The sequence below is a fragment of the Legionella bononiensis genome, from assembly GCF_016786215.1.
Lineage (GTDB): Bacteria > Pseudomonadota > Gammaproteobacteria > Legionellales > Legionellaceae > Legionella > Legionella bononiensis.
On record NZ_JADOBG010000021.1, the window covers coordinates 108,609 to 128,608 of the forward strand.

Genomic DNA, 20,000 nt, shown 5'->3' on the forward strand with positions numbered 1-20,000 from the left:
TCCTTACCAATTTCTATACTGTGCCGGTGGAACATAAAGTCCCTTTGAGTAATCGACCAGTTCGCGCATGGATTTTGCTGCAAGTAAATCTCTGGTTGCATCAGACAGTTTGATACCCAAGTCCTCTGGTCTTTGTATAACACCGCGATGGCGTAATTCATCAACTTTATTTTTATCCCTGTTTCTTCCAACTTCGGTATATCCGGCGACACCTCTTATGGCCTGTTCACGCTCGTCCAGATTACGACACATGAGCAGATTGGCGATGCCTTCTTCCGTGACAATATGACTGATATCATCGCCGTAAATCATGATAGGTGGGAGATCCGCCTTCATGGATTTTTGTAACGACCAGGCATCCAGATGTTCTACAAAGGTTGGTTGGGTGACGCTTTGAAACGTTTCCACCATTTGAATGACCAGTTTCCTGCCTCGCGGCATTTTGCTGGATAAGGCCTCACCACGCTCCTTGCCTGCTTTCAACCAGGCATAGGATGAGTGTCTTCTGCCCGGAGCATCACAGCCCATATTTGGAGCTCCTCCAAAACCGGCAATTCGACCGTCCAGTGCGGTTGAGCTGTTTCCTTCTATATCAATTTGCAGAGTAGCCCCGACAAATGCATCGCAGGCATAATGTCCGGCCAGTTGCCCTAACATGCGGTTGGAGCGTAACGAACCATCCTTTCCAGTAAAGAAAATATCTGAACGTGCTCTGATGTAATCATTCATGCCAACTTCTCCGCCAAAGGCATGAATGGATTTTACAAAGCCATGTTCAATTGCCGGAATCAATGTAGGAACTGGATTTAATATCCAATGTTGGCAGATTTTATCTTTTAAACCTAAGGATTCGGCATAAGTTGGGAGGAGTAATTCGATGGCGCAGGTATTAAATCCAATTCCATGATTTAAAATATTAACTTGATAAGGGCCATAAATCCCTTTAATTACCATCATGGCCATGAGTATTTTAATTTCATTAATTTGTGCCGGATCCCGGGTAAACAAAGGTTGTATAGTAGAATATTCAGGTCCCTTAACGATGATATCCACCCAATCGCCGGGAATATCAATTCTGGGTAATTTATCTACGATTTCATTTACCTGGACAATGACGACGCCATTTTTAAACGCAGTGGCTTCAATAATGGCTGGTGTTTCTTCTGTATTCGCACCTGTATATAAATTCCCATGATGATCCGCTTGATCAGCCATAAGTAAGCACACATCAGGAGTTAAATCACTGACCAGACGCGCAAATAATTCATTATAAGTATGTATGTTACCAATATGAATTTTATTATTTTTGACCATAGTGGCCAGACGAAGGGACTGAGGGCCTGAATAGGCAAAATCAATCTTTGACGCAATACCTTTTTCAAAAAGAGTCAAGTGTTCCGGTAATGCTATTGCTGATTGGATCATATGCAGATTATTAATCTGATTTGAGTCCAGCTGCGTCATGGCAGTTGCCAGGTAATTTGCTTGTTTTTGATTGTCACCTTCGATGCAAATTTTATCGCCGCATTGGATTACTTTTGAAAGCACTTCAACGAGATCCTCAGGTGCAATAAATTTCTTATTTTTTATATAAGATTTAATTTTATCGATTTGGCTTAAATAGTGTTTTTTATTGGTATCCCACATAATTCTTCCTGAATTTACTTTATGAATTTCATTTACATAATCCCATCGGTAAAGGCTTTTCGGGTTGTGAGGGTTCTGGCTCGCTTGATGTTGGTCTTTCTTTGTTAAATAAACTGAATACCATGGAAGAACTGGATGACGAACAACAGCTTTGTGATTCGAGCTCTGATTCTTTTTCGTTTTGTTTCTTACTTTTTTTGTTTCGTTCTGCGGGCAAACCCAATGCTGGATTATGGTTAAAAAAACCAAATGGCTTTAGTTCAAACATGACCGTTGCAGTTGGCATGACGGGAAAGTCTTCCGGCCTTGGCAAATGAGTGGCTCCAAATGTAGCCCATAAAACGATGGGTTTATTAATGATGGGCCGATTTTGTTGCACGTATTTTGATACACCATCCCCGCCTGCATGCTGGTTAGGATAATCGCCTGATGCATATTTTTCGCGCGGGTTATATTGTGTTACCCACAGACCATGGGTTGCATAACCAGCACGTTGATAAATGCAACTGCTTGGGTGAGCAAGCAATAACGGAGTTTGAGGTAACTCCAGTTTATAGGCTGTTGGCTCCCCAACATGATTAATCATTGTGGGATTGAATATTTTCCAGGTACGTTGAGTGGCCGCATTGGTATCTCGAGCTCCTTCACTTTCTGTCTCGAGTAATGTTTGACTCGTTCCAAAACCTACACCATCAGGATTGTCTGCGCTCACTGGCAGTGAGGTGAATTCGCTTTCACTTACTGAATTATTGACGCCATCGACCATCATATGCAATCGGGCACTAAATAAGTGTTGATGGGAAGGTCCTGCAATTTCATGGGTTAATTTACTACCCCATGAATAGCTCGTCCCCGGAATAATTGCCGCCGTTTGAACGATTCCTGTGAGTTTTGCTTCCAGTTTTAAACTGCCGTCCTGGCCAAAGCGCCAATAAAATCCGTAGTCGTAATTATCTATTGTGGTAAAAAAACTAACGACCAATTGTCGAGCTCTTCGTGTTTCATAAATGCCAGTACGGGTTTCATAGTGTTTCCACAGAATGCCAGCATCTTCCTCATGCATGCATACGGCATGTTTCAAGAGTTTTGCTTCACCATGTTCTGTCGCTATTGGAACATCAAAATAATAAATTTGCCCCAGGCAATCACAACCTAACTCTAATTGATTTGCAAATCGGCCAAATCCATTTTCTCCTGAGTCAAAGGCTGATTTAAAGTAATGACTGATGCTGGGATCAGCATAAGGAACAACCATGTCAACGATACTGGCACGATAAAGTATAGGTCGCTCCTGATCGTGATCCTGATAGTTAACCGCATGCAAAACCAAACCCTCTCTGGGAGTAAAACCTACTCGAAATCGCCATTGTTGCCATTCAACTTCCCAGCCATTTACTTTAAAACTGGGACCTTCTGCTTGAGTGATGTCAAGTGGTTTTGGGCCTTCACGAAATTCTTGAATAGAGGCAGAATCATAGTTGATAATGGTTTTAGGTATTGGCGTATTGAGACCGTCATCATCCAATCGTAGAATGCATTCGTTTACCAAATCAACAACAGCAATCACTCCCTCAATAGGGCGTGCATAAGCGTTATCAGTCAGTTTTTCTCGATAATAACTTACTGCTCTGACCAGGCGCTTTCCCTTTTCATCTTCTTTATCGAAATATCCTGGGGCAAAGGGATCAATCTGGATCAGTTCTATTTCTGAATCGGACAAACCTCGTTTTTTCATTGCTTCCCGCCAGGCCATATCCGATTTTACAATACGTTCACATTTAGGATAATCGCTAGGTAAAATTGGAACTTGTCCATAGGGGGGCTTGTCAAACGGCAGTAATTCCCAACGTGTAATCTGTTCTTTTGTCAGGTTTACATTACCTTCATAGGTTTGGTTGGTTTTTGAGTCCAGTACACAGACAAATGCAATACGATCAAGAGTTTGTTCCTTCTCTGCATTAAGAATGTCAGATTGAGACGGTTCTTCAAGAACTACATAAGCAAATTGATGGTGATGCTCCAGAGATAGTTCCTTTTTCAGAAGGGCGCAAGCTTGTTGGATTTCTTCCATACTTAAAGGATCAAGTGGATGAGACGGCATAATTCACTCCTTGAATACAGTTCAACGCAATGCGTTTTGCTGCCATCTTATATTGATATGAAGGGTTTTGCTATATATCCGTATCATTATGCTTGTATAGATTGTTGGTATCTAATCGCGTTAAACTACTCCCGATTTTGATTTAACCTGGCTTCTGATTTTTATGTACAATCCTCAAAATAAAAGATTGATTTTACGCTTCGTTGGCTGGTTTTTTTTAATCAACAGTATTTTATTTTGGATTGTTGGCTCAATTTATTTAAAAAAAATTCTTCTTTCACCCTCACTTTTCGCTAATTTTCTGGCGGACTACTCAACTTTTTCAGGAAAAATTCTGGTTGTTTCTTTTGCTTTGGTTAATTACTTAAGTTATATGATGGTATTAGCCTTTATTCCGGCTATTCTAATATGGATTCTCGCCTATATCCTACCGGCTAAACGGTTTATCTGGTTCTTGAGTGTATTAACGGCGACCTTAAGTCTCATGCTTCTTATTATTAATAATTGTGTGTTTTCAATGTTCAAATTTCATTTGAATATGGATATCTTCAATCTCTTTTTTAATGGGCAATGGCATGATGTTTTTGATTTTTCTGGACGTGAACTTAAAATCTCAATTTCGGCTTTATGTCTTGTCTGGGTTCTGCAAGTTGCTATTGCTTTTTTTGTTTGGAACAAAATTATAGTAACCGATAAGTTTCTGATCGGGCGAACCATCGGGCTCTTTTGGTTGGGTGGATTTCTGTTCAGCTATTTCACCCTCCTGCAATCTATAGATGATAATAATAATTTATTCAGCCAACAAACGCCTAATTTACCGTTTTATAACCAATTAATCGTTTATTTAATCCCGGATAAAAATGCTGAGGAACTGCTCGATCGTTACGGAGAAGGGCATTTTTACCAACCTGTATTTTCTAATGATCCATTGAATTATCCTCTCCATTCATTACGGTGCTCGAGACCTGAGAACCCCCCTAATATTATTTGGATCATGGTTGATTCATTGCGGTTTGATAGTTTACAACCTGAGTATATGCCCAATGTAGCTGCATTTGCAGAACGAAGTTGGCAGTTCAAGAAACATCTGAGTGGGGGGAACTCAACTCAGCCGGGATTATTTTCTTTATTTTATTCCATTCCAAGCAGTTATTGGACGTCAGTATTGGAGCAGAACATCCCACCTGTATTTACTCAGCTACTTTTAAAATATCATTATATGATCCGGGTGATCTGGTCTAGTGAAATGATTATTCCTCCATTTGATAAAACCATCTATGGGGGAATATCTAATTTAAATCTATTTGGTGCATCAGGGGATGATATAGGAAATAGAGACCGATTTGTCACCGAGGAGGCAATTAAATTTTTAACCGAGAAGAAGTTGAAGCAACCGTTTTTTCTTAATTTGTTTTATGATGCGCCTCATGGGTATTGTCGGGACCAAAGTTATCCCGCGCCTTATCAACCTGCTATTAAGGAATGTTCACGAATAGCCATGACCAATGACGTTGATCCCATTCCTTATTATAATAGGTATCTGAATTCAGTACGTTTTATTGATGGAGAATTAGCTAAAATATTAACCCGGATTGAAGAACAAGGTTACTTGAAGAACAGTATTGTTTTAATCACATCGGATCATGGTCAGGAGTTTAATGACAATAACCTTAATTATTGGGGGCATGCCGGTAATTTTACTGCGGTACAAGTACAGGTCCCGCTTATTCTTTATTGGCCTGGTCAATCACCACGTGTGATTCATTATGAAACCAGTAGTTATGATGTTGTTCCTACACTGTTAAAAAGAGCTTTTGATTGTCAAAATCCTTTTGTAGATTACAGTATTGGTCAAGACTTGCTGGATGAAAAAAATCGTTTACCTTTTGTTTTAGCTGGGAGCTACAGCACTATGGCTCTGATAGAACGAGATCGTCAAACTACTTTACGTACCTCAGGCGGTGCTCTTATTACCAATGTTCGTGGAGAACCCATTCCGGATGCCAAACCTCGAATGCCCAATTTAAAGAAAGCTCTTGAGTTAATGAGGCTTTATTACAGTCGATAGGATTACTCGAATTGGGGTCTTTGTTTTATATAGACGGTGTAGCACTAGGCGCTGAATCGTCTCTATCTACTTCATCATTGGTTTGGACTTCAGGCGTTCTGGAAGGTAGTGTTGGTGTTTGAGATGTGGCAAATAGACCAAATCGTTTTGAGAGCTCATTAATTTGAGGCTTATTATTTACTGATGTTTGTAAATCGTTATATAGCTTTTTCCGTGCTGGAGTATATAGGGAAAGTGCTTCGAGTATCGATACCACGCACTGTATCAAGTAAGTAAAACTAAAATGATCTTCCTGTTTGTGGGCGAGTATTATTCTTCCAAAACTGGGATCTTTGACATCAAATGAAATTTTGGAAAAGCGTTCATCAATCGTTAATTGTTCATCCTCAGCAAATTCAAGCAGTTTATTAATTTTCTCCGTTTTTTCCCCTAGAGTTTTCTCATTCTCAAATAGTGAATAATTGCGCTCAATAGCCAGGGTGGAGATACTGAAATAATTTTTAAATTGAGCCAGGGCTACTCGTACTGTATCCAGGTGGAAGTATTTGGCAAAATTTTGTTGTTCAAACATTTTGATTTTTTCTTTCAGTAAATTTTTTACAGCCAGGTTAATATCGTCAATGGTTTTTGCTTCATCGATTATTTGTTCTTTAAACGTTAATAAATATTCTCTAAGTTTATTTCGATATTCTTTATCGGTATATTGCAGGCCTATGTGCCGATTGCAGAACGCTTCCATTTGTTTATTAAAGGATTCGGTAGTGTATTCTTTGATAAAGAGTAAATTGGCCTGATCCTGCGCATCGCTTAATTTATTAAGATACGTTAGTTTCTCTTTGGCAGTATTTAACTGCATTTGATAGGTCGCTTTAATTCCCAAATAGTAGTTTTGACTTGCGGAAATCAGCTCCTTGATTTGTGATAGTTTTGGTAGATATTCTTTGAGATTTGTATTTATTAGAGCATCAAACTCAGGGTCGGTTTTTTCGGGATCCAACGATATTTTTTTCTGGAGAGTTACCAGTTTGGGCAGGGCCTTCTGATAGCCCTCAATTAGCTTTTTCTTTGTAAACTCTATAACGAATCGATCAGCAGGTAGTAGTCCACCAGAAAAAGATTGGTATTCTTCTAATAACGAGGAAAACTTATTGATGTGCTTGTAGTTTTTTTCCAGCTTTTTTAGGTGTTGCTCGGCACTATCAATTTTCTGCTGCGTTATTTCCAGCCTTTTTTCTACAGTTGCTTTATTACAGATTAAGTCGACATGGGTTTTTGCATCTAATTCCAGGGGACGCAGTAATCCTTTATAAAACTCATCTATTATTTGTTTCATTGGCCCGGATAAAGTTCCTGGAATTAATCCCAATTTATCTTCCCATAGATCTGCTTCAAGTAACATGGGCGTAAAAACTTTGGGTCCAAATTGATCCAGGTTGTTCATTGCGGTGTCATGAGCTGTACTGATAAATTCATTGAGTTTACTGGTCAGATTACTGTACAGACTAAACATATTGGGAACTTGAAGGAACAATTGAAAATATGATCCTGCGCTATTGACTATGGCTTCAATCTGAACAGCAGATCGTTTGGCGCTGATATGTAACTCATTTAATTCTTCTACAGTAAGAAAAGTATTGTTCCGTAAACTTCTAATGTGTTTTGGACTAATATAAAAGGCATTAAGCACATACCACATTCCATTGGATTGCACGGGTTTATTATAATTGACTTCTGCATGAGCAACTTGATAGGGATCGCTATGCGCCTGAATGGTCGCATACATGTTTTGAGCTTTTTCTAATAAATCACGGCCTATGAGGCTAAAATGAGGATCTGTTGCAAGCTCCTTGGACATTTTCATGATTTCATCAATGTGTCCATAAGCCAGGAGCAAATGATATACATATCGGGTTTCAGAGCTGCGGTTATTTAATTTTTCCAGTTCATGCATTATCCCTTCAACATGAAACAGACTATTGAAAATTCGTTTGATCGCCAGGACTTGTTTACACTGAATGGCCAATTTATTTGGATCTTCCAATTCCGGGAATGGAATTCCGTGTTGTTGTGGACGTAACTCTGCCTGCATAGACTGATTAAGAAATAATAGAACTTTGTTTAGGTCCATTCTAAAATTATGGACGTATTTAGAATAATTGGTATGCTGTATTAAATGATGACCTCTGTTTCCAATGGTTGCATCGTGTTGTAGTGGGGTTTCTTCATTTTCTTCAGCATATTTATCCTGCGCCATTTTTAAATAGGCTCTACTTTTTCTACCCCAGGATAAATCGATTTCAGTAAAATATACTTGAAAATGTTCATCAAGTTGTTGAAACATATCAATTGCTGGAGCGGTGCTTTGTTCTGATTCGCCTGAAAATGAATGAACTAAATATTTATCAAACTCCAGAGCTGAGGCCTTTAGTTCTGTGGGTACCCCATTAATGAAATAGGGTTGAAACAGGTTATATAAATTACGGCAGCGTTCTCTGACCGTTTTATCCAGACGACTGATCTGAAGGACTCCGCTCCCTGTCATTCCTGGATTGGTGATTTGTTTTTTTAATAATGCAATAAATTCATCATAAGCATTTTTGGCAACCATAAATTTGTCGCGCTTGTTTCTGTACCATTGATGCAGATCCAAGGCTTGATCCGCACTTAGATTCTTAGGGTTACTGAGTACATGCTGTCCTTTTACCACTTTGAAACCAAGATGGGGGCGACCGGTTACATCGGTAATTAATTTAAGTTCATTATCGCTTGCAACTTTATAAGCATGTGTGCAGGTTGCTTTTAATTGATCAAAACTGGTTTGATTCGATTCTGTAGCTTTAAGTGTCCTGACGGTTTGATTTGTTGAGTTGGCATAAACAAGCTCTTCATTATTAAATAAAATTACGGCGCTTTTTCCCTTTAACAAACCTTTTATTTCGTCAAATTTCAAATCGGTTGAATTTAAGGTATGTCCCGCTTCTGAGGTTATCTCAAGTAGTCTGGATAAATATTGATCTTTTGAGGCCAGTATTAATGAGACATCATGAGGAAAGTCATTTAATTTTTTCCAGGGTATGATTGCTGTGGCAGTTTTTCCCTCGGGGGTGATTACCTCATATTTCAATCCTTTATCAGTTGTTTCAAGATATATAGTCTGTGGGTCATGTTTCTCTATCGCAACAAGTTTTAGATTATCGGTTGGTTTGGTGTGCCCAGCATTAGCGGTTAATTCCAGAAGTTTGGGTAAGTATCTATCTTTTGATGCAATGATTTCACGGACATCGTGAGGGAATTCGGTTAACTTACTCCAGGGAATAATCGCCGTTACAGGCTTTCCATTAAGATTAATTAGGTCGTATTTTAAACCTTCATTTGTTTCTTCAAGATAAAGAGTCTGAGGTGCAAATTTAATTTTAGGTGTCAATTTGAGATTGTATTTATTCGTTAGATTGAGAAGAGCACAGGTATTGCTTGCATGCACTGCTTCTGATTCATCTACTGAAAATACGTTGGTTTGATCATTGTAAGGAAACAATACCAGATTGGTTTTCTTGCTGACTGAATTAATCAAATCCATGTTCAGATTGATATGAAATTCCTGGGTTGCTCGTTTTTTAGAAATTAAGGTTTGTATTGTGTTTTTTCGTTCTATTATGATGCTTATGTGATCTGCTGGTAATTGACTTCGCAACCAGCGATATGGTTTACCTATCCAGGAAGAGTAGGTTTCAGGACCTTGAAGACTATCAATTATTCTGTCATTTAAATCAAAGTCCTTTTGCGTCATATAGGGTTTAATCAGTTTATAATGCGTAATCAATTGATTTTTTGTTTCTTGGGGTAATTGATGTAATGCCAAGTCTTTATAAAGGGGATTTTCAATAATCTCATAAAAACTGGTTAATGCTTCTTCGGCCTTTTGGATTTTAAAAATCGCTTTATTCGCAGCATCAATGCGTCCATAAGTTCTTTCCAGTCTTAATGCCAGAAAACGTGAATCTTCAATACTGAGTAGTTCCTCTCCTTTTTCCTGAAAATTAACGGGCTTGGAGGCATAATGGATTAGCAACGCGTACAGTGGTTTTATTTTTTCCATTAATGGAGTAGATAAAGTACCAGGCCCTAACATGGCATTTTCTTCAATTTTATCTACTAATCCAAATAATGTAGGTAATACAACGTATTTTAATTGGGCCAGATTATTTCGGATGACATCCTGAGACGAATCGCTAAAATGCCCCATTTGCTCAAGAGAACTCTTGGACAATGTAATGATGTTCCGCATGATGTGAATATAATTTAACACTTTAAATGACAAAAAAAGGCTGTTGCCTTTTATATTTTCCAGGTCATTTAATAGTTTTAATGCAGCGGTTTGTAACTCTTCAAGCTTTTCATTATTAAGCGAGGGTTCTTTTTCAATTATTTCAGATGAATATTCTTTGATGTATTGTGTTAGTTGATCAATATAACTGGGTAGGACCGCACTAAATTGGGTAAGAAATTTATAATCCAGATCGCCGCTGTTCGGTTGCATTTGATCAATTGCGGTTCCTGTAATTTCTCCAATTTTATAACTGAGGGGATACCTTTTCAGGCTTTCAGCAAATTCTTTTGTTTCTTCTGAGTGGCTGTCTGCAAATGCCATTAATTGTCGGAACATGGGAAGAATAAATTGTAACTCTTCACTGAACATATCCCTTATATCTACATCCAGATGAGTTAATAAATAACATGCCTCATAAGCCTGATGGATGGTCTTTTGGTAGATTAATTTTAGACTTTCGTATTTCTTCTGAGACAGATCAATGCGTTCAATATCTTCGAGGGTCAATCGGGCATAATAAAGAGCGTTGATTAATTTTTTGATTTGAGAAATATTATCTGGATCGAGATCATAATTGGTATAGGGAACGCCTTCTTTATTGATTTTACTGAGGTAAGGAGCTATTCGAGGATTAAAATTTTCACTTTGTAAAGCGTCAAGGACTCGGGTATTAATTGCAGAAATTAATTTGGAGAATTGGTGTTCTTTAATTGACTCTAACAGTTTTAATTTTTCTGAAATCATCAAAATACCAAATACGTTAATTGCATTATATTATAGTGGAACATTATTAAGCTAATATTAACATAATAGTTTTAATAAGCTATCTGATAATAATTTTTTAAGTATGTCTATTGATTGATCGTTTCTCGTTAACGCTTGATTGGATTCAATTTCGATCCCAACGTATTCTGCATCGGTAAATTTTTTGCGTAAGAAGGTAGTAAATCCATCACTGATGCCTTTATAAGGATAATTTCGACGTACTCTAATGTTTGGATTTAATTGCAGCAGTTCTTTTTGCAATTGTTCACACAGGACTTTTTCTGATGGCCGTTGAGGATTATACAATAAACCTATATCGGTTGAGCGCACCTGGTTATTCATCACAGGGGTAAAGCTATGGATGGAGAAATGCCATACCTGAAGTTTTTGATTGATCTGTTTTTGAATAAGATTGATGACCTGTTCACGAAAAGGCTGGTAATACCGTGTAATAATCTTCGTTTTTTCTTCAGCAGGCAAATCTTTGGTGACTTCAGAAAAACAGGAAGGGTGATTCAGGCTTCTGTTGCAGTCAATCAGTAATCGTGTTGCATGAGCCTGAATAAAATCGGACGGCAGGGTATCCTTTAAATACAGGGCTATGGCTAGGGCGCCAAAGTCTATTCCGCGATGTGTTTTTATTAACTCTTTAAAAGGCGTGAATAAGGCTCTGTATTCCTCTGGAACGGTATCGACCGCATGTTCACAACTGATAACAATCGCACTATTTTTCATTATGGTCTAAATGGTTGATTAGAGAGCAGGCAATCAGCAAGCTGTCTGTAAATTCTCTTTAATGAATCTTTATCATTATCCTTACTTACCGCATTCAGGATGCGCTGACTTAAATTCCCTTGGCTTAAAATTAACTCCAAGGCGGATTGTTGTTTCGCGGTTAATTCAGAACTAACCTGTTCTATAAGCATAGACCATACTTCATTTAACTTCATGGAGCGTGCCGGTAGTTGCCATTGTTTTAATAACTCCATGTCTTCTACCTGAGTATTGAATCCTTGTTCTATGGCTTTATCAAAAATGTGTTTTAATCTTGAGGTGTCGCAGGGATTATCAAGATAATAATGCGACGAGGATTGCCAGTTTTTCAAAACAGCATGGATTGCGTGTGCTATGGCTATGTCCGCTTCAACACACTCCTGACTGTCCAATATACGAATTTCTATTGCTTTGGAATTAAATTTGGGGATTGCTGCTCTTGAATTCAGCCATTGATATTGCAATATACCCGCTGGATCATAAGGACTAATGTCTTGATACATGGGGTTCAGAATTTTTTGCTGATATTCTTCTTCCGAACTTATAAATTCAGGAATTACATCGCCACATATCGATGGGATACGTTGTTGATTACGGCTATAGAAATACAGTCTGGAGTCCAGTAATCCGGTCGCGTGACCATCAAGAATGGGCGTGCTTGCGGCAATAGCCGGCAAAAGAGGCAGAATCAAGCGGATAACATTATGCAGCTGATAAAACTCTTCCTGATTTGCATAAGGCAGGTTGACATGCATACTCTGCAGATTTGACCATCCATGTCCTTTGCAATCAAATATAGCATCAAATTGTTTGTAGATTTCACGATTACCATGAGGCCAGCGTACGGTTTCAGTATGCGGATTCATCCAGGGATGGGCTCCGGTTGGTAATAGTAATAAATTGTGTTGCTCCAGAAGCGGTTGTAATTCCCGAATGGTTTTGTGGAACTGTTCTGTTACAGGCGCATCTACCGCTCGGGGACCATTATTTTTTAATTCAAGAACATGCATTACCAATTCATTGCTGATTGCTATATCCCCTAATTCAACTTCATCAGCCTGATGACCGGCCAGAGCACTTAAGATGAGGTCACTTTTAGGTTGGATATTCAGGTTGTCTCTATCGACTAACATGTATTCAATTTCTATACCCAATACCGAAAAAATAGAAAAATTAGACATAACCATGCTTCCTGCGAATACGTTGAAGAAACACATTCATGATCTGGTGATATAAATTTTCACCTAAAATTTGATCTTCCAGGCCGTTATCTATATTGGGGTTATCATTGACTTCGATTACATAATGTTGATCGCCATGACTTTTAATATCGACACCATATAAACCATCGCCAATCAAACGTGTACTTTTCAGAGCGATTTTAAGTATGGCTTCGGGAACAGCATGAATAGGCAGCGTTTCATGATCCCCTTCTTTTTGTTCCTGTGCCCCATGCCAATCATAGATTTGCCAATGACCCTTAGCCATAAAATATCTGCAGGCAAATAGCGCTTTGTTATCCAAAACGCCTATTCTCCAATCGAACTCTGTAGGAATAAAGGGTTGAACTACCACCAAATCAGATGTTTTGAAAAATTGGCTTAACGATTTTATTAAGCTCTTTTCATCATCAATTTTCACTACCCCATGAGAAAATGCGCTGTCCGGTTTTTTTAATACGCATGGGAATTCAATTTTGGGAAGTTGTTGGTCGTATTTACTGATGAACAGCGTTTCGGGTGTTCTGATTTGATGGCTGCTTAATAGTTCGGCAAGATATACTTTATTGGAACACTTGATGATGGATTGTGGATCATCGATGACGACCAGATTTTCCTGTGCCGCTCGACGCGACAATCTGTACGTATAATGGTTCACGGATGTAGTCGCTCTGATAAATAATGCATCGTATTCGGCTATGGATTTACTTTCATTTTTATCAATTAAATCAACATTGAGTCCTAATTCCTCACCTGCAGAAATAAATAAATCGAGTGCTTTTTTATTGGACGGAGCATTGGGTTCAGTCGGATCTAAAAGGATGGCGAGATCGTGAAAGCGTTGTTTTTTACGCCATTGATGTACTCTTTTTTTGGATAAATAACTTTCTGCTGATTGACGCATAAACTCCCGATGGTGTTCAGGCACATCAGCTAGAGATAATGGAGTTAATGTTTTAATTCGCCATTGCTTTTTCTTTTCTAGAGTAAATCGAATAAGAGGCAACGGAAATAACCCATGCAGTTGTTTGGCCAAAGTAGAATATCGTTTTGCCATATTTTGACCAAAGTACAGACTCAGGATAAATTCATTGCCCTTAATATCATGTAGGCTGTGCTGAATTTCTTCATGTGTATCCTGAGATATTAATTTGGATAAGCTGACATTATGAACATCCTGTATGCTATGCACTGAAGGTAATGCTTTGTGATCACGTGCTTGTGCAAGAAGCGAAACGTAATAACCTACAGTTTGATAATTATAATCCCGACAGAGATTAATCACGCGATAGGATTTACTTTGATGGTACTCGTCTCCACTAAGATACTCTAAAGCATGTACTGTAGGAGCAAGCTTATTTAAAAACGACCAACTTTCCAGATCATCTGTAACAATAACTGTTTGCATTTATCTCTCTTTGGATTCATTTATGGGCATCCTGGCACCATAAGTTAGTACACCAAGCATTATAGAGTTAATCAAGCAATATACTTACTTTATAATAATTATTGTGACGCTGTAGACTTTGAGTATAGCAATCTATTGACGTGACACAAGTCAAAAATGATCTAATATAACCTCATCCTAAACTGGTTTGCCCTGTAGAGTAAAGTAAATTAGAAGGAGAAGTTCTATGGATAGGAACAGACCTCAATATTCCCCTGCGCAAGAGTATTAGATACCTTGAATTTTAGGTTCAATAACCAGGAGATTTCCATCATAGGTTATGACGCCCAGCATAATTGAATTGATTAATCGATTAATATTCACTTTATAGTAGTTATTATGGAACAGGGGATTTTCAGCATGCGGGTCCGCAATAACGACATGTCGTTTTTGGGCGTCATATCCGCAAAGTATGACAAAATGTCCACAAGGCGTGCCACGCACATCATCATAAATTGATTTTCCCTCTGGAGTAAAAAATTCTCTGGCGCTCCAATACAGGTTTGTGGCGCTTAATCCGGTTATTATAGGAATACTCTTAGCAAAGTATTTTTTCAGAAGATTAATATTCAGTGGATGAGTTGAAACTTTCCCACCTAATTTTAAATATTCAATAAAGGCCAGAGATGCTTGAGTGATGTAGGGATCGTTTTTATAGGTCATTTGGGCATCAAGCTTATCCATGAGAAACTTATTATCCACAGAACCATTATGAAACCAGCTTGGATCGAAGATATTCAGGTTATAGATATAAATATTCGCGTTAAATCCTTGTTGCAAGGCATGTTTGCCTAACATTGGAGATAACGTTCCGCCAGATATTGAGCGGTCTATAGTCTTGATTATCTCATTTAAGTCACATTCTAATCCATAATATTGATAGACAGCGTGGAGGCATGTAGGTCCACAGCTTTCATCATCAGGTTGTGTGTGGATAATTAATTCGATCATATAAATCAGCCTTTGAATTGGTTTAATTAAAGATCATTATGATTAATAATTAGTCTTTTGTTGGTGTTTTGTCAACTGATTTGATCTAAAAAAAATGAATATGAATCATTGGCTTTATGTGGTTAAAAGGTCGCAAATCCACTCGTTATCCAGACGTTAGTCCTAAGATTCAATGTTAACGAAGAACTAGCGTATTACTTTGAGGGAGAGTTCAAGTATGAAATCAGCCACTTCTTCTGGTTCGGTTTGATAATTGGTGTAAGCTTTAATGTTAATGGGTTTATTTATTCGTTCGCCAGATGCTTTGGAATCTTCAACCATTGTTCTGACCGTATCTCCTTCTGTACAAACGAAATATACATTGGATTCAGGCCTTTTTAAAAATTGGGCTTTAAATGATTTAAAGGCAAGGGAGACTTTACATTGTGCACGTTCCGCATGGTAGAAGCCATGTAAACCACCAGCCAAATCTGCGCCAACGGCCAGGGCACCAAAATACATTGAGTTTAAATGGTTGCGGCTGCGTCTTCTTAGAGGCAGGCAAATGACTATATCGCTGTCCGTCAGTTTAATGAGACGTGGTTTTAAATAACCAATCATTGCCACTTTAAAGTGACCGAAATACCAGAGGAAGAATTTAAAGCGTGTAAAAGTGTTCATACATTGTCCTCAATTTGTAAATGAGTAATTATTTTCTTTACTCCTCGTATCGCATTCACTCTATTTATAATTGATGCGATGGATTGAGCACTTTTAACATTGCCTGACAGGGTTACTACACCATTGGTGGTTGTTGCATTGATCCCAACAAGAGGAATGGATTCATCATCTAATACTTTGGCTTTTAATACCGCTGTTTCAACTCGTGCTGTTATAAAGGCATCCGTGAAGGCTGTATTTACTTTTTTGATGTAGAGATCACTAGTACGGACGGACTTAACTCCCTTTGTATTTTTTGCAATACGCAATGCATCAACAAATGCTTGACTGTCGCCAACATAGCCGCTTAGTTTCACTATGCCTTTATCCGTAGAAATTGAAATTTTTAGCGGATTGAGGTTTTTGTTTTCTGCAAATTTGGCGGTTATTTTTGTGGTTATGACTGAATCACTGATGTCTTGCTCTAATTTGTTCAGGTTATTCGCGTGTAATTGACTTATAAAGAAAATCAATATGGCTGTAATACTAAAATAGATACTTTTACGCATAATGCCCTCCGGTAATCTTATATTCAATCAGAATTCAGATTAAGAGTATAGATTTCAGTGTGAAAAAATTAAACGAACACTGTTGTTCTGGATTTACTGAGTGGGCAGAACATTAATCTTTAAACTTTGAATGAGATAAGGATCTTCCTGAGCGGCTGCTTGTTCCAGTATGTTTAATTTGAAATTTAACCGAGTATCGAATTCAGGGATCAGTACTATTTGATTGACAACCCAATAGTTCATTCCAGAGATTTTTCCTGATCCAAGGATTACAGGCTCACCTTCAAATACAGGATGCAGGGTCAGTTTCTGTGAGCGGATTTTATCCAGATTACCCCCCCCACCCAGGAAACTGGTCATTCCGCTCCATGCGTTTATGGAATAATTATCTTTAACGTCTTTATAGTCATTCAGTGGTTTGTCATAGCTGATCGATAGAGTATCCATCAGTGTTTTTGTTACCCATTGAGATAACAAGTAATTCTGTTCCGCATGAATAATTGGTGAGTTAAGACAAAGGATAATAACTAATAAATTACATTGCAGGAAAGATTTCATAAATAAAATCCTTTAAGTTCTGTAAAGTGAACAATTTGTTATATTATTATAGCAGAGATATACTTTGTGTCTTTTTAACTCCATTAGTGGCTTATATGCATACTATTTCCATCCGTGGCGCAAGAACTCACAACCTTAAAAATTTAGATCTGGATTTACCACGAGATAAATTAATTGTCATTACCGGTTTGTCAGGATCCGGAAAGTCCTCCCTGGCCTTTGATACTTTATATGCTGAAGGTCAACGACGTTATGTTGAATCGTTATCAGCTTATGCCCGGCAGTTTCTCTCTATGATGGAAAAACCGGATGTGGACTCTATTGAGGGATTGTCTCCGGCAATATCAATTGAGCAAAAGGCCACATCACATAATCCTCGTTCTACTGTTGGTACCATTACCGAAATTTATGATTATTTACGCCTGCTCTATGCTCGGGTTGGAGAGCCTCGTTGCCCTACACATAAAGTCAGTTTGCATGCTCAGACGATTAGTCAAATGGTCGATCAGGTATTGGCTTTGCCTGCTGATAGTAAAGTAATGATTTTGGCTCCCGTTGTTCGTGATCGTAAAGGGGAACATGTTCAACTGTTGCAGCAATTACAGGCTCAGGGGTATGTTCGAGCCCGAGTTGATGGTCAGCTTTGTGAGCTGGATTCACCTCCTAAATTGGGTTTGCGAACCAAACATACTATAGAAGTAGTGGTCGATCGATTTAAAGTCAGGCCTGACATTGCCCAACGTTTGAGTGAGTCATTTGAAAACGCCCTGAATCTTGCAGAAGGGATAGCCATAGTAGCTTCTATGGAGAATGAGTTTGATGAGCTTTTGTTTTCTTCAAAGTTTGCCTGTTCTGAATGTGGATATAGTTTAAGTGAATTGGAGCCTAGACTATTCTCTTTTAATAATCCTGCAGGTGCCTGTGGTTCCTGTGATGGTTTGGGTGTTGATCAATTTTTTGATCCGAATCGAGTGATTCATGATGAAACTGCCAGTCTCGCTGAAGGAGCGATTCGAGGTTGGGATAAGAAAACGTCTTATTACTTCAGTATGCTCGAGTCTCTTGCCAAGCATTATGGTTTTGATATCAATACGGCATTTTGTGATTTGTCTGAGAAGATGCGGCAAGTGGTTTTATATGGTAGTGGCCAGGAAGTAATTGAATTTAATTATCATAGACCCAATGGTGGTTATATGATGAAAAGACATAGTTTTGAGGGGATAATTCCCAACATGCAGCGTCGTTATCGTGAATCGGATTCAGGAATGATACGTGAAGAGCTCGCTAAATATTTGTCTTCACGTCCTTGTCAGACTTGCCAAGGCGCACGCTTACGAGAAGAAGCCCGCAATGTTTTTATCGATAATAAAAATTTGCCAGAACTTTGTTCTTATTCAATAGAAAAGGCGTATGAGTTTTTTAGAGATTTAAATCTGCCAGGATATCGAGGAGAAATTGCGGCTAAAATTAATAAAGAAATCGTTGAGCGCCTGGGGTTTCTGGTTAATGTGGGCTTGGATTACCTCTCTTTAACACGCAGTGCAGAGACCCTGTCTGGTGGTGAGGCTCAGCGTATTCGTCTAGCAAGTCAAATCGGCTCTGGTTTAGTCGGTGTGATGTATATTCTGGATGAGCCTTCTATTGGGTTGCATCAGCGAGATAATGATCGTCTATTGAAAACATTAATGCATTTACGTAATCAGGGTAATACGGTAATTGTTGTAGAGCATGATGAAGATGCAATTCGCAGTGCGGATTTTGTGTTGGATATTGGTCCGGGAGCAGGAGTGCATGGAGGTGAAATCGTTGCAAGTGGTACCCCTGATGATGTGATGAGTAATCCCGCTTCTTTAACCGGCCAATATTTATCAGGCAAGCAATCAATCGAAATTCCTAAATCTCGATTACCCGTTAATTCTGATCGGATGCTCCATTTAAAAGGGGTCACCTGTAATAATTTGCAGAATGTTGATGTGAGCATTCCTTTAGGAGTACTTACTTGCATTACCGGTGTTTCCGGTTCGGGTAAATCCAGTTTGATTAACGATACTTTATATCCTATTGCCGCCAATACCCTGAACAGAGCCAGCTTATTTACTCCAGGGGGAGTCAGAGAGTTATCCGGGCTGAATTTATGTGACAAAGTAATTGATATTGATCAAAGTCCAATTGGACGTACGCCTCGTTCCAATCCGGCAACGTATACGGGCATTTTTACTCATATCAGGGATTTGTTTTCCGGGACGCCTGAATCGCGTGCCCGTGGTTATCAACCGGGTCGATTCAGTTTTAATGTGCGGGGTGGGCGTTGTGAAGCCTGTCAGGGGGACGGACTGATTAAGGTTGAGATGCATTTCTTACCTGATATTTATGTTTCCTGCGATGTGTGTCAGGGGAAGCGTTATAATAGAGAAACTCTTGAAATTCAGTATAAAGGTAAAAACATTCATGAGATATTAGACATGACGGTTGAGGATGCCTGTCACTTCTTCTCGGCAATTCCCGTTCTGGCGCGAAAATGTCAAACATTAATGGATGTTGGCCTGTCGTATATCAAGCTGGGGCAGAGCGCAACTACTCTTTCTGGTGGGGAAGCACAAAGAATAAAATTAGCGCGCGAATTATCTAAACGAGATACTGGTAATACTTTATATATTCTTGATGAACCAACAACTGGATTGCATTTTCACGATACCAAACAATTATTGACTGTATTATCTCGATTGCGAGAGCAAGGAAATACTATAGTCATTATTGAGCATAACCTTGATGTGATTAAAACGGCTGATTGGATTATTGATCTGGGGCCTGAAGGGGGGAGCAAAGGAGGGAGAATCATTGCTACCGGAACCCCTGAAATGGTGGCTCAATGCAAAGGCTCTTATACAGGACAGTTCTTGAAACCCATTCTGGCTCAAAGTAATTAGAATTGGC

12 protein-coding genes are annotated in these 20,000 nt (G+C 38.7%); 2 read left to right on the forward strand and 10 right to left on the reverse strand.

What is annotated here, in order from left to right:
* Window positions 1–3: 3 nt before the first annotated feature.
* On the reverse strand, window positions 4–1,647 hold the full coding sequence (gene mdcA / locus IZU94_RS13065) for a malonate decarboxylase subunit alpha (RefSeq protein WP_203111198.1): 1,644 nt from the start codon (window positions 1,645–1,647) through the stop codon (window positions 4–6).
* A gap of 28 nt (window positions 1,648–1,675) precedes the next feature.
* On the reverse strand, window positions 1,676–3,748 hold the full coding sequence (locus IZU94_RS13070) for a primary-amine oxidase (protein WP_203111201.1): 2,073 nt from the start codon (window positions 3,746–3,748) through the stop codon (window positions 1,676–1,678).
* 163 nt (window positions 3,749–3,911) lie between these two features.
* Between IZU94_RS13070 and IZU94_RS13075 the strand changes: the two genes are divergently transcribed.
* Window positions 3,912–5,816 (forward strand): DUF3413 domain-containing protein, encoded by a 1,905-nt coding sequence (locus IZU94_RS13075; protein WP_203111204.1) that lies wholly within the window; start codon window positions 3,912–3,914, stop codon window positions 5,814–5,816.
* A 25-nt stretch (window positions 5,817–5,841) separates the two neighbouring features.
* Here IZU94_RS13075 and IZU94_RS13080 read toward each other — a convergent pair whose 3' ends face one another.
* From IZU94_RS13080 to IZU94_RS13115, 8 genes are all read right to left on the reverse strand, one after another.
* Window positions 5,842–10,887, reverse strand: coding sequence for a protein SdhA (locus IZU94_RS13080; RefSeq protein WP_203111207.1), 5,046 nt, complete (start codon window positions 10,885–10,887; stop codon window positions 5,842–5,844).
* Window positions 10,888–10,944: 57 nt separating this feature from the next.
* Complete coding sequence (locus IZU94_RS13085) at window positions 10,945–11,643, reverse strand: N-formylglutamate amidohydrolase (RefSeq protein WP_203111210.1); 699 nt, start codon at window positions 11,641–11,643, stop codon at window positions 10,945–10,947.
* The gene (locus IZU94_RS13090; protein WP_203111212.1) at window positions 11,643–12,863 is read right to left on the reverse strand and encodes a carboxylate-amine ligase; all 1,221 of its coding nucleotides are present in this window, start codon (window positions 12,861–12,863) and stop codon (window positions 11,643–11,645) included. The genes IZU94_RS13085 and IZU94_RS13090 overlap by 1 nt, the downstream gene beginning before the upstream one ends.
* On the reverse strand, window positions 12,856–14,310 hold the full coding sequence (locus IZU94_RS13095) for a RimK family ATP-grasp domain-containing protein (protein WP_203111214.1): 1,455 nt from the start codon (window positions 14,308–14,310) through the stop codon (window positions 12,856–12,858). Before IZU94_RS13095 ends, IZU94_RS13090 begins: the two co-directional genes overlap by 8 nt.
* A 267-nt stretch (window positions 14,311–14,577) precedes the next feature.
* A complete protein-coding gene (locus IZU94_RS13100) occupies window positions 14,578–15,300 on the reverse strand; it encodes a C39 family peptidase (protein ID WP_203111216.1) in 723 nt (240 codons plus the stop codon).
* Between the two features lie 186 nt (window positions 15,301–15,486).
* Window positions 15,487–15,960 carry a hotdog family protein gene (locus IZU94_RS13105; RefSeq protein WP_203111217.1) on the reverse strand — a complete coding sequence of 158 codons (474 nt, stop codon included), beginning with the start codon at window positions 15,958–15,960 and terminating at the stop codon, window positions 15,487–15,489.
* Window positions 15,957–16,508 (reverse strand): BON domain-containing protein, encoded by a 552-nt coding sequence (locus IZU94_RS13110; RefSeq protein WP_203111219.1) that lies wholly within the window; start codon window positions 16,506–16,508, stop codon window positions 15,957–15,959. The genes IZU94_RS13105 and IZU94_RS13110 overlap by 4 nt, the downstream gene beginning before the upstream one ends.
* 93 nt (window positions 16,509–16,601) lie before the next feature.
* Entirely contained in the window at window positions 16,602–17,066 is a 465-nt protein-coding gene (locus IZU94_RS13115; protein ID WP_203111221.1) for a DotI/IcmL/TraM family protein, read from the reverse strand.
* Between the two features lie 95 nt (window positions 17,067–17,161).
* Between IZU94_RS13115 and uvrA the strand changes: the two genes are divergently transcribed.
* Window positions 17,162–19,993 (forward strand): excinuclease ABC subunit UvrA, encoded by a 2,832-nt coding sequence (uvrA, locus tag IZU94_RS13120; protein WP_203111223.1) that lies wholly within the window; start codon window positions 17,162–17,164, stop codon window positions 19,991–19,993.
* Window positions 19,994–20,000 lie beyond the last annotated feature (7 nt).

Coding starts and splice junctions, on each gene's coding strand:
- IZU94_RS13070 (WP_203111201.1), bottom strand. CDS start 3,748: ATGCCGTCTCATCCACTTGATCCTTTAAGTATGGAAGAAATCCAACAA.
- IZU94_RS13115 (WP_203111221.1), bottom strand. CDS start 17,066: ATGAAATCTTTCCTGCAATGTAATTTATTAGTTATTATCCTTTGTCTT.
- IZU94_RS13085 (WP_203111210.1), bottom strand. CDS start 11,643: ATGAAAAATAGTGCGATTGTTATCAGTTGTGAACATGCGGTCGATACC.
- mdcA (WP_203111198.1), bottom strand. CDS start 1,647: ATGTGGGATACCAATAAAAAACACTATTTAAGCCAAATCGATAAAATT.
- uvrA (WP_203111223.1), top strand. CDS start 17,162: ATGCATACTATTTCCATCCGTGGCGCAAGAACTCACAACCTTAAAAAT.
- IZU94_RS13105 (WP_203111217.1), bottom strand. CDS start 15,960: ATGAACACTTTTACACGCTTTAAATTCTTCCTCTGGTATTTCGGTCAC.
- IZU94_RS13095 (WP_203111214.1), bottom strand. CDS start 14,310: ATGCAAACAGTTATTGTTACAGATGATCTGGAAAGTTGGTCGTTTTTA.
- IZU94_RS13110 (WP_203111219.1), bottom strand. CDS start 16,508: ATGCGTAAAAGTATCTATTTTAGTATTACAGCCATATTGATTTTCTTT.
- IZU94_RS13075 (WP_203111204.1), top strand. CDS start 3,912: ATGTACAATCCTCAAAATAAAAGATTGATTTTACGCTTCGTTGGCTGG.
- IZU94_RS13080 (WP_203111207.1), bottom strand. CDS start 10,887: ATGATTTCAGAAAAATTAAAACTGTTAGAGTCAATTAAAGAACACCAA.
- IZU94_RS13100 (WP_203111216.1), bottom strand. CDS start 15,300: ATGATCGAATTAATTATCCACACACAACCTGATGATGAAAGCTGTGGA.
- IZU94_RS13090 (WP_203111212.1), bottom strand. CDS start 12,863: ATGTCTAATTTTTCTATTTTTTCGGTATTGGGTATAGAAATTGAATAC.